This window comes from Companilactobacillus huachuanensis (genome assembly GCF_005404815.1).
Taxonomy (GTDB): Bacteria; Bacillota; Bacilli; order Lactobacillales; family Lactobacillaceae; genus Companilactobacillus; species Companilactobacillus huachuanensis.
The window spans coordinates 38,498-52,180 of the sequence record NZ_BJDF01000018.1 but is presented as its reverse complement, the minus strand read 5'-3'; the positions used below and the strand labels follow the sequence as shown (position 1 = coordinate 52,180).

Genomic DNA, 13,683 nt, shown 5'->3' with positions numbered 1-13,683 from the left:
TATTCCGGAACTTTGCCGGCGTACGATCATTTTTTTTGTGCTTAATAACTAAATCAATATCAAAAATCTTACCGTTTTAATAATATGGCGGATGTAATCTGTGTATCTACTTTTAAATTAATTATGGTAATTCCAAAACCAATAATTTTTGCGACATAATCATCAAATGCTGAGATATTAATTTTACGATCATTTGACGTACATTCACCAATTACATAAATGAACTTGACCATAGAATTAACATTCATCAAAATGAATGATTTCATTGAATTACAGGGGCTATTTGTAAGAAATAGCCCCTGTAAAACATTGACGTATCAGCCTAGAAAAACTACAATATATTTAAAGGGTCTATTTAATTAAAAAGCTGAATAACAGCCCCTAATATGGAGAGCCTATGAAACAACTAGTTTTGCCTATAAAAGACACCAATGTGCTAAATGAAGTAAAAAATACACTTTTAAGAAACTTTAAATATGGCCGAAGAAATTACACTATTTTTCAAACGGGAAAAGCTACCCTCTTGCGAGTCTCTGATGTGATGTCGTTAAAATATCGTGACGTTTTTGATGACTATGATGATCTCAGAAAGAATGCCTATATTCACGATAAAAAAACCGGAAAACCCAATACATTATATTTGCGACCAATAAAACGTGATTTATTATTATATCAAGAATGGCGTTTAGAAAATCATGTGCAATCAGAATGGCTCTTTCCTTCAATGGAACATCCAGACCGTCATGTCTCAGAAAAGCAGTTTTATAAGATAATGGCAAAAACCGGCGACTTGTTGAATATTAATTATTTAGGAACACATACGATGCGAAAAACTGGAGCTTATCGAGTTTATATTCAATCGAATTATAATATTGCATTGGTGATGCGCTTGTTGAATCACAGTAGCCAACAAATGACTCTTGCCTATTTAGGATTGGATCAAGAGTCACGTGAACAAATGTTGGATCAAGTTGATTTTGGATAGAAAAAAGTTGTTTTTCACTTTAGGTTTGAGAACTTAAATTCAAGCCTGAATGAAAAACAACTTTTTTTCGTCATTAGTTAGTGAAGTGGATATCAACTAGCACTATATACGTTAGTGTATTTAGAATATTCATTGAATCAATTTTCAAACGAAGAATAAATTATACGAAAGAGATGGAATATATAGTCCAACTTTCCATTTTTGATTATAAAAAAACCAACAAACTAAACTAGTCTGTTGGTTTCATATTAATTTTGAACTAATTGATTTTGTTGAATCCAGGCATTAGTGCTTATACGATACATTTTAACGCCAGTTAATGGATTTACTGCACGTCTGTCAACAATCCATTTGCTGTTAGTATTGACTGTACCACCAGTATCTCTACCATTATTATCATAAATTTTTGCATTAGTTGTAGCGGTAACACTAGCTCCTGATAAGAAAGTTGCCCACGGTAATGCGTCATTTGCTGATACGAAGCCATTAGTACTTACATGATAGAAAGTACTACCATTGATAACAGCAATCATATCAGAAATCCAGTCAGTATTTGGTGATAATTCCAAATCAGTTCGCTTGTTACCATAACGATCGTAAAGTGGTGTGACCGCATTCTTAGTTGATACTCCTCCACGAAGGTCGGCAGTAACGTAATTTTCACGGCTAGTATAGTCAGCACTTGTCTTGTCGGCGTCAGCTATGTCATATTTAGAAACATTAGCGTAATCGTTATTGTTTGTTAGAAAGTATGAATAAACGTCACTAGCATTATACTTGCTGTATGAAGCCTGATCATTTCCCATTTCTTGCGAGAAGTAAACCATACCGTTGCGAGCAACACTTACACCAACTCCAACATAGTTAATATAAGGATTCAGCATATTCTTTCTGTGACCATAGTTTGGTTCTGAATCATACATTTCACTATAAAACTCATGTGTAATTTTTTGTGCAATTGCAGTAGGGTCTGTTGTGCCAATCATTGAGAAAGGCATCTGTGCAATATTTTCCTCAGCTGTTAAATTATAAGGATACATGTTAGCAGAATTCCAGCCAGCGTGATTATCAACACCACCGGTACTTGTGAACGAATCAGTTCTAACTTGAGCATAATTATTCAAAACCCCTACAGCCGTTAAAGCTGACAATCCATTTTGAGCTCGTAAACGATTCAATTCGGTTAACATTGCTACTTTAACTGAAGCAATATCAATATTATTATAACTTGCTTGAGTATTTGCGGTCGTTGAAGAATTTGTAGTGTCATTTGTTGAAGTGGTAGTAACCGTCTTATTAGGATCGACACTATCATTAGTTGCAGTGGCTACATTGGCATCACTATTAGAATTGGTGCTAGTTGTTGTAACTGTAGAAGTATTGTTAGCATTTGCAGTTGTATCAGCATATGCAATATTCCCTCCCAAACTTGTAGCAAGAAGTGCACTTGCAGCTACTAAAATAGCTGCTCTCTTCGTTTTAGAAAACATGATACTACTCCCCTTTTCAATGTGAAAATAATGGTTATGTTTATTTTAACTCAATGGATGTATTAATAAAGTACTATTTATAATAATCATTTTATATTATTCCGGTAAATAAAGGAACTTTTCCGCTACTTTAAGTATAACTTTCTTTGAAAAGGTTTGGAATATATATTTTTTGTTTGGGAATTCCGCCAAATTTGGTCGAAAATATGGCAGTGATGAAGGCCAAATTGAGTTGATGTCTGTAGGTTCTATACCATATTATGAAAACACTGAAATGCTATCGCCCGCCATGATATCCATATTTAGCTGGATGTATAAAATAAAAAACACCTCACGAATATAACCCGTCAGGTATCAAAAAATTATATTATGATTTGTCGAAGTCACGCATCCAGGCTAATGCAAGCGCACCTTTTCCTAAATGAACTCCGATAACTGGTCCAAAGTATGAGCGCTCTAATGTGGCATCAGGATACCTCTCATGAACTTCATCAGCCCAACGGTCTCCCGCCTCAGGATCGTCCGCATCCAAAACTAATAGTCTTAATGGATAAGGACTGGCATCAACCGCTGCATTCAATTTTTCTTCAGCCTTTAATTTGGCTTTCTTCATTGAACGAACTTTATCGTAAGCTACGATTTTATGGGATTCATTGTCAAATTCCAATAAAGGTTTAATATTTAAGACAGTACCAATTACGGCTGAAGTATTTGATAATCTGCCGCCTTTAACTAAATTCTTCAAATCATCAACTACAAAAGTTTCACCGATTGATGAACGTAGAGCATCTAGACGATCAATTATTTCATCCACTGGTTTGTTCTCTTGTGCCATTTTGGCAGCTTCCTGAGCTAAATAGCCCATTAAGCGAACGGTAATGTGTGAATCATAAACAACTACGTTGATGTTTTTGATTGCTTGAGCAGCACTTTTTAGATTATTGACAAATCCTGAAATTGTACTTGCTAAATGAATTGAAATTACGGTATCATAGCCTTCTTTAGCCAGTTTATCGTATATCTTTAACATCTCGCCCATTGAAGGTTGAGCTGTTGAAGGTAATTCTGGTGATTCCTGTAGCAAATCATAGAATTCGGATGTAGTGATATCAATATCTTCACGATATGTTTTAGTATTAAATACTACCTCTATTGGCACAACTGTTATATTATATTTATCGACTGTTTCTTGTGGCAAATAAGATGTACTATCTGTAACAATGGCTATTTTCATAAATTTATCAATTCCTTGTTTGGTTACGTTAAATGATTGGACAACCATTAAATTATATCATATTCACGCAAACTTATATTTGTTACATATTAAAAATTTTCAGAAATTATCGCTTAGTTTTAGGAAAGGAAGCAAAATATGTCTTTTGATGGAATGTTTACGCACTCTATGGTAAACGAATTAAATCAGAACCTCCGCGGTGGTCGTATTAGTAAAATTCAACAACCATTCGCTAATGAATTGATTCTTACAGTGAGAAGTAATCGTAAGAATCGTCAACTTTTGTTGTCAGCACATCCCTCATATGCCAGAGTTCAAATAACGCAACAACCATTTGCTAACCCGGCTAAACCATCGACGTTTGTAATGTCTTTACGTAAGTATATTACGAGTGCAATTGTTGAGGATTTTAGACAATTAAATAATGACCGTGTCGTTTCAATCGACCTTTCAGCAAAAAATGAGCTTGGAGACCTTCACAGTTATACGCTGGTTACCGAGATCATGGCACGTCACAGTAATATCTTCTTGATCAATAAGGAAACTGGTAAGATTATTGATTTAATTAAACGAGTTTCACCAGAAAATAACAGTTTTCGTGGTCTGTTACCAGGTGATGATTATAAATTACCTCCTGCACAAAATAAAATCAATCCATTTTCTACAAAAAATGATGATTTAAGTGGCATGTCAGCTACTGATATTCGTCAAAAATATGAAGGTATTGGTTTAGATACATCTGCTGAGTTAGAACAGTTTATTGCTCAAGGCAATAGCTTTGATAACTTTCTAAAGGATTATCAGGAAAACCTACATCCAAATACTGCCAATAACAATAAACATAAATTAGGATTTTCCCCAATTAGCTTTAATAACACTACTACTGAGGTCAATGACTATCCATCCCTTAGTGAACTGTTGGATAATTATTATCTTGATAAGGCACGTCTTGACCGCATTGAGCAGCAAACTAAGAGTGTTACACACCGTTTAAGCATTATCTTGAAAAAGGATAAGTCTAAGGTTAAAAAACTCAATCAGCAGTTGTCTGCTACCGATGTGATGGCTAAGTACAATCTCTACGGTGAATTGTTAACGACATACATGTCAAAAATCGAACATGGCTCAAGTTCAATTACTTTAACTAACTATTATAATAACGAAGAAGTAACCATCAAGCTAAATCCCGAGTATTCGGCTTCACTCAATGCTCAAAGTTATTACAAGAAATACCGTAAGTTGCAGAACTCGATTCCACATATTAAGGAACAATTAGAAATTACGACAAACGAGGTCAATTATCTAGAGTCCGTTCTTGCTTCCCTTGAATACGTTGATATCGAGGATGTGGACGGAATCGTTGAAGAATTGATCGAATCTGGCTATATCAAGAAGAAACGTAAGAATGCTCCTAAGAAACGTAAAAAGAGAATTGGCGAAGATTTCAAGACAACTAATGGTGTCGAAATTACCGTTGGTAAGAATAACTTGGAAAATGACCAGTTAACGATGAAATTAGCGCAAAAAAATCATTATTGGTTCCATGTTAAAGATATTCCTGGTTCACACGTCATTCTAAAAACTAGTGATCCTGATGAACAATCAATTACTGAAGCTGCTACAATTGCTGCCTATTATTCTAAAGCACGTGATTCAAGTAAAGTTCCTGTTGACTATGTCCAAATCAAACATATTAGAAAACCAAATGGTGCTAAACCTGGTTTTGTGATTTTTGAAGGACAGAAGACAATTTTAGTTGATCCTGATCGTAAACTAGTTACTGATTTGAAAGAGGACTAAAAAGATTATTAATATATAAAAAAGGAGCTTAATATTGTCAAATTGGATTTTGATAATATTAAGCTCCTTTTATATACAACGATACAAAATCAATGTTTTATCCCATAGCTAAAAAAGTCATGACTATGAAAGTTATTATTTTTCCTTCAACCGTAATTCCTTGAGTTTCTCTTGGATCTCTTCTTTATCAAGTAACTTATAACGTTTATCGTCGATTGTTAATAGATATTTCTCATCAAAATTATCAAAAACTTTTTCCAAAGATAAACCATCGTCAATCTTATTTCCCAGTAGCAATTTAACCAAGGTATCAATCACATGAACTGAACTAGCAAGTTCGTGGCGGATAATATCATTCGTCATCCCCCGGTACTTCTTAGTCACTAGCCAGTGCCCATTGCTCTTAACCATTTCAAAATTAAAGATATCGACTTTGTTGTCATCTTCAAGTTCCTGCTTGATCAATTTGGAAATTTCCACTCGATCTTCAACAGTCATGAAATTATTAACGGAACTTATCTCGTATAAATGATTATCGCGTTTACCACGGTAAATAACTGATGGTGCTAAGAAATTATTGCCATCTGTAACAACCATGACCCGAACACTCGTATCACCTTTTAATTCGATGTTCTTAATCTCTTGAGCACTGAATTGAAAGACACGCTCATCTTCTGTATCAACCAAATTTTTTGAAAGATCAATGATATTCAAAACGCTGTCCTGCTTGATCAAACCGAGACTTTTCATTTCCATGTGGGGATCATCTATTTCAACGACTTTTCGACGCATTGATAATGGCGCATTCCATGGTTCACGACCTATAATGATTGGTTCGAGTCCATTTTGATCAATTGACTTAGCCAGTTGAAATAAAACAAACTGACGAATCATAATATCTGTTTTTGAAGTAATGATTGGCGTTCTAACGATAATTTTTTTTCTATCGCTCAATTCCAATTCATTGCTGATACCACTAGTAACGAAGTAATTATGATTAATATACGTATTGTTACCAACTGATACAGCACGCTTATTTTTAACCACTGTTTTAGTAACAATGTCTGGACTATCAAGTAACAATTTGCTATGACCGACACCTTTGACACCCATCTCAACCATACGTTCAACATTCTTACCATCAATTTCGCCTTCACGAATAATCAAACTGTTATTGATGATATTTTGCAACGCATTTAAATATGGCACATTGACACCAGTGATCTCAGACAGAACAGGCATTTCAAATTTTCGACGTAAAGCTTCAGACAAGACGTCAAGTAGCCAATTAGTTGGGTGAATGATTTTTTCAAATAATTCATCATCATCTAATTTACGCAATTCATTATAACGATCAAAATTATTATTCAGCTTGTCGTTTAATGCACCCTTATTTAATACTTCTTCCAAACTAAACCCATTGACCACGATACTGGAGTCAGATGTCTTGCTTGGTCCCAAATATTTTTGACCAGGAGTCTTCCATTGAGGGAAGCGCGATGTTAAATGGTCCACAAAAGGCTCAGTTGCCCCGTTAAAGTAGTTTCCAGCATCTAACTGTAACTTGTCTAGATGATAGCCTAAACAAAGCTCAGCCACAGCTGTGGCGATAGGATAACTTGTAGCATATTCCAAAAACTTAGTCTCCTCACTCAAACGAGGGATGAATTCGGTTATATATGATTCCTTGGTCGTATGATTATAGGCAAAATGAACCGTACAAATACCGACAATATTAAAAGCTCGAGCCAATTTGATGGAATAATTACGCAAACGTTGCAACTTTGAATCGTTTAATGAAATTGCTGGTGATATCAAGTTGGAATCCAAATGATGGATACCAATTGGTTCAATATCTTCAATCGTTCCAACTAATGATGAGTTGTCATAACGATCTCGCAAGATAGTAAAGGAATATTCACTGAAGCCTCTGATACTACGTTCAATTTCAATTCTAGTATCGGAAACATCTTCCATAGCCATGAAATTATCCAATTCAAACAAATTATTAATATTAGTCCAGCCACTGGAGTGTCGATTTGAATAACGTCTTCTGGCAATAATTGGAAAACCGATTGAACGAATGAAGCTATAGATTTCTTTTTCATCATCTGATGAAATGAATTTGATTACTGGCAGATTAGCCTTGGTCAATTTTTTGATGAACAGTTCACGCTTAAATGTTGCCAACGAAGCCGAGAAACTAGCCCCTAGTACCTTGGTGCTACCAATTTTTCCATTTAAACTAGAAATAATCCCTAACGCATTACGATCGCCGACGGTCGGTAAAATAGCATCAGGATGATACTTTTGAACAAACTTTAAAACATTGTCACCGGTTACCTTTTCCACGATTGTTTTATCATAAAAGACCCCTGATGATAATAGTGAAGTTGGATCCTCAACAATAATAGACGTCTTGTATCCTAACTGGTGCAAAATATCGACTGTATCATATAGAGCAGTAGAAAGATCAACGTTTTTGTCACTACTAGTAGGACCGATAATTAAAATCGTATGTACATCATCTAATTCCATTGATTTCTAGCTCCCTCTTGTTTCTTAACTGATTCAACTAAATCGATAAACTCATCGAAGACATAATAACCGTCAGTAGGTCCAGGTGCTGCCTCAGGTTCAAATAAGACACACATAATTGGTAAATATTCGTGACGGATACCTTCGATTGTTCCATCAGCAACGCAGACATTCGTAACAATAAAATCTGAACCACCGATATATTTTTCATCTAAAGTATATGAATGGTTGTGGTTAACGAAATCAATTTTGCCACTGGCAACTTCCTTAACAGCCAAAGATGATTCATGATGAGGTTCCTTCAAACGGATTATCTGACAATCGTTAGCTAGAGCAATCAATAAATTACCTAAACCAATACCTAATATTGGATAATTCTTTTGTAAAACCTGAATCGTTTTAATAGTTCTAGGCAAATCTTCTGGATTACCAGGGCCATTTGAATAAATGATGCCGTCCGGATGCAAACTCTCAATTTCCTCAGCTGTAGAATTATAGTTAACGATAATTGAATTGCAATCACGGTATGATAATTGGCGTAAAATCGAATATTTTAGACCCAAATCGACGATGACAATTTTCAAACCCATATTGGGATTTGGATACGACTGTCTAGTTGAAACACGCTTAACCAAATCTGGTGGCAAAACTAAAGCCTTGATCTGGTCCATAGCATGCTCGTCATGAGTGTCCATGATACTTGCTTTCATCTCGCCATGTTCTGCAATATGTTTTGCTAATGCTCGAACATCGACATTTTTAATCCCTGGTATTTTAAGTCCGGTGATCCAGTTCTCAAATGAGACTGAGCCATCAACAGTTGATAAACTTGATGAACCAATTACTACACCCTTACACTGGGAATTGATTGATTCATAAAAGTCGCGATTAATTCCTGAGTTACCAACAGAAGGAATCGTGAACGCCAAAATCTGGCCCTCAGTATCAGGGTCAGTGACGGATTGCTCAATTCCGGTACGATTATTTGATATTACCAACTGTCCCGTGGTAATGATAGAAGATCCGAAACCTTCACCAGGAAACACGGTCCCGTCTTCTAAAATTAAATAACGTTTCATCTCTTGCAACTCCTCAAAATAATTTATTCGATTTCGATTTTATCTTCGCCATCGATTTCTTTCATCGACACCTTAATTTTTTCTTTTTGAGAAGTGGGAATATTTTTACCGACAAAGTCAGCTCTAATTGGTAATTCACGGTGTCCACGGTCAACCAAAACAGCTAAAGAAATCTTCTTAGGACGACCAACACTCATTAAAGCATCCATGGCAGCACGAATCGTTCTACCAGTGTAGAGAACATCATCAGTTAAAATTACATGTTTATTATTTATATCAATATCTAATGGTTCCGCTTTTACAGTGGTCAAATCAGTGGCCTCGTGATCATCACGATATGGCGTAATATCTAACTCAGCAACGGGAATACTGATGTTTTCCAATTGTTTGAGACGTGATTCGATTCGGTGAGCTACAAAAACTCCTCTAGTTTTAATCCCCACTAATACAAGATCATCAATACCTTTATTTCTTTCAATAATTTCATAAGTAATTCGGGTCAATGCACGAGTCATTGTTTGACCGTCAATAATTTCTTTAGCCATAATTTTCCTACTTTCAAAAAAGCACTCACAAAGTGAGTGCTTTTCTTTTTTTATAATCGCACACAATTCTATTTTTAGATTATAGCATGAGATTACGGCTGTCAATGTCGTAATTTATCAAGCGTATCTAAGAATACCTTTGGTGGCTCAACGGAAAACTCCATCCACTCGTTAGTTCGCGGATGAACGAAGCCTAACGTCTTGGCGTGTAAGAATTGTCCCTTACCAGGTAAGGTGTTTTTAGGACCATATAATGGATCTCCCGCAACGGGATGCCCGATATATTGCATATGGACCCTAATCTGATGTGTTCGACCAGTTTCTAATTTTAATTTTAAGAGTGAATAATTTTCAAATTGTTCTAGTACGGTAAAATGCGTCACGGCATGACGGCCACCTTCAACCACAGCTTGTTTCTTACGGTCAAATTTTGAACGTCCGAGTGGAGCATTAATCTTACCAGTTTTTTCTTTGAAATTACCATGCACAATGGCCAAATATTCCCGAAGATTGCTTTTTTCCTTCAATTGTTGCATCAAAGACTGTTTAGCTAAATTGTTCTTAGCAATCATCAACAATCCGGAAGTATCCTTATCGATACGGTGGACGATTCCGGGACGAATCACGTCATCGTCATTGATTTGGCAATGATACAAAATAGCATTGACCAAAGTTTTATCCGGATGTCCGGCTGCTGGATGAACGACCATCCCTTGCGGTTTGTTAACTACAAGAACATCCCTGTCTTCATATACCACGTCAATTGGAATATTTTGCGGAATCGCCTTGATTGGTTCCTCTTCTGGAACATTGACTAAGATTTCATCACCCTTAGTTAACTTAACCCCAGTTTTACTAACTGGTTCTTCATTAACTAAGACGTTACCGTCTTTGATAAATTTTTGAAGCTGTGAACGAGTCAAATCTTCAATCTGCTCATTCAAAAAAGCATCTAAACGAACCTTTTTAGGCTCATCGTATTTTAAGTTAAAGGACTTACTAATTATTTTTCTCACCTGCTACTTGGATAATCAATGACACGACAATCAAAATCACACCAATGGTGATATAAGTGTCTGCCAAATTAAAGATTGGGAAATTGATAAAATCTAAATTGAACATATCGACTACAAAACGCCTTGTAAAACGATCGATACCATTACCAATTGTTCCCGCTAATAAGAATATCAAAGAAAATCGATAAAGATAATCTTTTTTATCAGCTTTAACAAATAAATATACTAACACGACTACCGCAATAATTGTAACTAAATAGAAGAAAAACATTTTCCCTTCTAACATACTCCACGCTGCACCAGTATTAGTGATGTGCGTAATAGACAATAAACCGGGAATAAAGTCGTGAACCGTCATTGGAACGATATGGTTAGTTACATAATATTTGAGACCCTGATCACCAGCAACTAAAACAACAAAGAGCAGCCAATAAATCAACTGCACTAGAACAATCCTCCGATTGTTCCCTCATTGTCGACATCCATACCTAAAGCAGCAGGCTTCTTTGGAAGTCCAGGCATAGTCATAACATTGCCTGTCAATACAACAACAAAACCGGCACCAAGCTTTGGTACGATATCTGTTACATGTAGGGTAAAGTCACGAGGTGAACCAAGGCGTTTAGGATCATCACTCAAGGAATATTGGGTCTTAGCAATACAGACTGGTAAGTCATCCCAAGCTTGATCTTTCAAAATTTGTAATTGTTTACGAGCTTTAGTACTGTACTCAACGTTATTAGCACCATAGATTTCAGAAGCAATTGTTGCAATCTTAGATTCGGTTGTTTCTTCATCTTCATAAAGACGTGTATAGTTGGCTTCTTTTTCAGTTGCTTTAATAACAGCCTTCGCCAAAGCTTGTCCACCTTTACTACCATTGTGATGGATTTCAGCTAATTCAACATCAACACCAACTTCATCACATAGCGTTGTCAAAAGTTTGATTTCATTATCAGTATCAGTATCAAACTTGTTGATAGCAACAACAACTGGGATGTGATAGTAACGCATATTGTGAATGTGACGTTTCAAATTCTTAAATCCAAGATTTAAAGCATTTAAATCTTCATTTTTAATATCAGCAAGTTTTTGACCACCGTTGTACTTCAAAGCACGAACAGTTGCAACAACGACAATGGCGTTTGGAGCATGATTAAGCTTTGGAGTGACGATATCCAAGAACTTCTCACCACCAAGGTCAGCACCAAATCCAGCTTCAGTAACAGCATAGTCCCCTAATTTCATAGCCAATTTAGTAGCTAGAATACTGTTACAACCGTGTGCAATATTAGCAAATGGACCACCGTGGATAATAGCTGGTGTGTTTTCGAGTGTCTGAACTAGGTTAGGCTTCAAAGCGTCCTTCAAGAGAACTGTAATTGCGCCTTCAACACGCAAATCTCTAACGAAAATTGGTTTCTTGTCAAATGTATAAGCAATCAAGATGCTAGAAATACGTTCTTTCAGATCATCGATGTCTTGAGCTAAACATAATACGGCCATCAATTCACTTGCAACAGTAATTTCAAAGTGATCTTCACGAGGTACAGAATTGAATGGTCCACCTAATCCAATGACGATATTTCTCAATGATCGGTCATTGATATCTAGAGCTCTCTTCCAAGTAATGCGACGAGGATCGATATTTAAGGCATTGCCTTGGTGAACATGATTGTCAATCAAAGCTGCTAGAGTATTAACAGCACTTGTTAAGGCATGCATATCGCCTGTAAAATGAAGATTGATATCTTCCATAGGAACAACTTGAGCGTAACCACCACCAGTGGCTCCACCTTTCATTCCCATAACAGGTCCTAGTGATGGTTCACGAAGTGCTAGAACTGTTTTCTTACCAAGAGATTGCAAAGAATCTGCTAAACCGATAGCTACGGTTGATTTACCTTCACCGGCTGGAGTGGGATTGATCGAAGTAACTAAAATTAACTTACCATCATCCTTCTCCATACTTTTAACAATGCTACGTCCTGAGAACTTAGCCTTGTAATGACCATAAGGTTCGATTTCATCTGCTGTTAAACCAATCTTGTTGGCAATTTCGTTAATGTTTTTCATCTTGTCATGCTCATTGATTTGAGCGATTTCGATATCACTTGGAAATGACATTGCTTTCACCTGCTTCTTTTTTTATTATATTTAAAATTCCCTTTGTGGAAGTGATTCTAAATGGGAAGAAATCACGATTATTGAAATCGAATTCCATAGTCCATTTATTATTCGCCTTTATGTTGACATCGGTATGATCAAACGTCCGTGTCTTGTAATAAGGTTCTTTGATGATCACCTGATTCGCTGTTATGCTAACCCAAGAGTTAGTTATAATATAGAAAACATAGATTCCATCAACGATCCAAATCAGAAAAGGAATAAAGCTGAGCGTCATGAGTTCCAATTGCAAAATGATTCCCAAACATGCGAGACTCAATGCAATTGACCACATAATGATTCCCCATGAGCCAGTTGGTTGAACAAAATGTTTCTTTGACATAATATCTCCTGAAAGGTTCTAAAGAATATGATTAAATTGTACACCGACGCAGGTTTAAATACTAATCTAAATCTTGGTGTTGTAGCGTTCGTAATAAAGCGTGATGAAAAAACTTATAAAGAAGCCATACACCAAGACAACACTGATAACCACTATTTAGAATTTTTGGCATTAAAACTTGCTCTACAGAAGATTATAAACGAACACTGGAATAATGAGATAGTTTTAATACATTCAGATAGTCAAATTGTCATTGACAGTCTCGATAAAAATTATTCAAAACATTACCAATCGATACTTGATGATATTTTATTGCAGTTAAAACAATTTCCAACATACTTTGCTAAACACATTGCGGACAAAGATAATGGTGCAGCCCACGCCCTAGTTCATCAAAAAATGTTAAATATTAGAACACACGGTGATAAATAGTTTCTGTATTTCACAAACTGTGCTACTATAAAAACGTTTTCAATTCAAATGAGGG

The 13,683-nt window shown here is 35.9% G+C and carries 13 protein-coding genes; 3 read left to right on the top strand and 10 right to left on the bottom strand.

The window, feature by feature from the left end; genetic code table 11:
* Positions 1-68: 68 nt before the first annotated feature.
* On the bottom strand, positions 69-233 hold the full coding sequence (locus tag FFM71_RS13450; protein WP_223876527.1) for a hypothetical protein: 165 nt from the start codon (positions 231-233) through the stop codon (positions 69-71).
* A gap of 164 nt (positions 234-397) precedes the next feature.
* Here FFM71_RS13450 and FFM71_RS10425 point away from each other — a divergent pair, with 164 nt between their 5' ends.
* Complete coding sequence (locus FFM71_RS10425) at positions 398-985, top strand: site-specific integrase (RefSeq protein WP_137612112.1); 588 nt, start codon at positions 398-400, stop codon at positions 983-985.
* 248 nt (positions 986-1,233) lie between these two features.
* On the opposite strand, the gene FFM71_RS10420 is transcribed toward FFM71_RS10425, so the two are convergent.
* Both FFM71_RS10420 and fakB read right to left on the bottom strand, forming a co-directional pair.
* Complete coding sequence (locus FFM71_RS10420) at positions 1,234-2,475, bottom strand: CAP domain-containing protein (protein WP_137612111.1); 1,242 nt, start codon at positions 2,473-2,475, stop codon at positions 1,234-1,236.
* A gap of 367 nt (positions 2,476-2,842) precedes the next feature.
* Entirely contained in the window at positions 2,843-3,709 is an 867-nt protein-coding gene (fakB, locus tag FFM71_RS10415) for a DegV family protein (RefSeq protein ID WP_137612110.1), read from the bottom strand.
* Between the two features lie 138 nt (positions 3,710-3,847).
* Here fakB and FFM71_RS10410 point away from each other — a divergent pair, with 138 nt between their 5' ends.
* Complete coding sequence (locus FFM71_RS10410; RefSeq protein ID WP_137612109.1) at positions 3,848-5,509, top strand: Rqc2 family fibronectin-binding protein; 1,662 nt, start codon at positions 3,848-3,850, stop codon at positions 5,507-5,509.
* 135 nt (positions 5,510-5,644) lie between these two features.
* Here the strand turns inward: FFM71_RS10410 and FFM71_RS10405 are convergent, their stop codons facing one another.
* From FFM71_RS10405 to FFM71_RS10375, 7 genes are all read right to left on the bottom strand, one after another.
* Positions 5,645-8,047 (bottom strand): ATP-binding protein, encoded by a 2,403-nt coding sequence (locus FFM71_RS10405; RefSeq protein ID WP_137612108.1) that lies wholly within the window; start codon positions 8,045-8,047, stop codon positions 5,645-5,647.
* Positions 8,038-9,126: a carbamoyl phosphate synthase small subunit gene (locus FFM71_RS10400; protein WP_137612107.1), complete on the bottom strand. Its 1,089-nt coding sequence runs from the start codon at positions 9,124-9,126 to the stop codon at positions 8,038-8,040. The genes FFM71_RS10405 and FFM71_RS10400 overlap by 10 nt, the downstream gene beginning before the upstream one ends.
* 23 nt (positions 9,127-9,149) lie before the next feature.
* Positions 9,150-9,671, bottom strand: coding sequence for a bifunctional pyr operon transcriptional regulator/uracil phosphoribosyltransferase PyrR (gene pyrR, locus FFM71_RS10395; protein WP_041501089.1), 522 nt, complete (start codon positions 9,669-9,671; stop codon positions 9,150-9,152).
* A gap of 101 nt (positions 9,672-9,772) precedes the next feature.
* Complete coding sequence (locus FFM71_RS10390; protein WP_171000545.1) at positions 9,773-10,675, bottom strand: RluA family pseudouridine synthase; 903 nt, start codon at positions 10,673-10,675, stop codon at positions 9,773-9,775.
* Complete coding sequence (gene lspA, locus FFM71_RS10385) at positions 10,671-11,132, bottom strand: signal peptidase II (protein WP_137612105.1); 462 nt, start codon at positions 11,130-11,132, stop codon at positions 10,671-10,673. Before lspA ends, FFM71_RS10390 begins: the two co-directional genes overlap by 5 nt.
* Positions 11,132-12,814: a formate--tetrahydrofolate ligase gene (locus FFM71_RS10380; RefSeq protein ID WP_137612104.1), complete on the bottom strand. Its 1,683-nt coding sequence runs from the start codon at positions 12,812-12,814 to the stop codon at positions 11,132-11,134. The genes lspA and FFM71_RS10380 overlap by 1 nt, the downstream gene beginning before the upstream one ends.
* A complete protein-coding gene (locus FFM71_RS10375) occupies positions 12,798-13,196 on the bottom strand; it encodes an EbsA family protein (RefSeq protein WP_137612103.1) in 399 nt (132 codons plus the stop codon). The genes FFM71_RS10380 and FFM71_RS10375 overlap by 17 nt, the downstream gene beginning before the upstream one ends.
* Positions 13,197-13,223: 27 nt before the next feature.
* Between FFM71_RS10375 and FFM71_RS10370 the strand changes: the two genes are divergently transcribed.
* Complete coding sequence (locus FFM71_RS10370) at positions 13,224-13,628, top strand: reverse transcriptase-like protein (RefSeq protein WP_137612102.1); 405 nt, start codon at positions 13,224-13,226, stop codon at positions 13,626-13,628.
* The last annotated feature ends 55 nt before the right edge of the window (positions 13,629-13,683 follow it).

What these genes read in the sequence shown, in the direction of transcription:
- FFM71_RS10405 (WP_137612108.1), bottom strand. Translation starts at nt 8,047, where the DNA reads ATGGAATTAGATGATGTACATACGATTTTAATTATCGGTCCTACTAGT.
- FFM71_RS10425 (WP_137612112.1), top strand. Translation starts at nt 398, where the DNA reads ATGAAACAACTAGTTTTGCCTATAAAAGACACCAATGTGCTAAATGAA.
- FFM71_RS10380 (WP_137612104.1), bottom strand. Translation starts at nt 12,814, where the DNA reads ATGTCATTTCCAAGTGATATCGAAATCGCTCAAATCAATGAGCATGAC.
- FFM71_RS10400 (WP_137612107.1), bottom strand. Translation starts at nt 9,126, where the DNA reads ATGAAACGTTATTTAATTTTAGAAGACGGGACCGTGTTTCCTGGTGAA.
- FFM71_RS13450 (WP_223876527.1), bottom strand. Translation starts at nt 233, where the DNA reads ATGGTCAAGTTCATTTATGTAATTGGTGAATGTACGTCAAATGATCGT.
- FFM71_RS10375 (WP_137612103.1), bottom strand. Translation starts at nt 13,196, where the DNA reads ATGTCAAAGAAACATTTTGTTCAACCAACTGGCTCATGGGGAATCATT.
- pyrR (WP_041501089.1), bottom strand. Translation starts at nt 9,671, where the DNA reads ATGGCTAAAGAAATTATTGACGGTCAAACAATGACTCGTGCATTGACC.
- fakB (WP_137612110.1), bottom strand. Translation starts at nt 3,709, where the DNA reads ATGAAAATAGCCATTGTTACAGATAGTACATCTTATTTGCCACAAGAA.
- FFM71_RS10410 (WP_137612109.1), top strand. Translation starts at nt 3,848, where the DNA reads ATGTCTTTTGATGGAATGTTTACGCACTCTATGGTAAACGAATTAAAT.
- FFM71_RS10370 (WP_137612102.1), top strand. Translation starts at nt 13,224, where the DNA reads ATGATTAAATTGTACACCGACGCAGGTTTAAATACTAATCTAAATCTT.
- FFM71_RS10420 (WP_137612111.1), bottom strand. Translation starts at nt 2,475, where the DNA reads ATGTTTTCTAAAACGAAGAGAGCAGCTATTTTAGTAGCTGCAAGTGCA.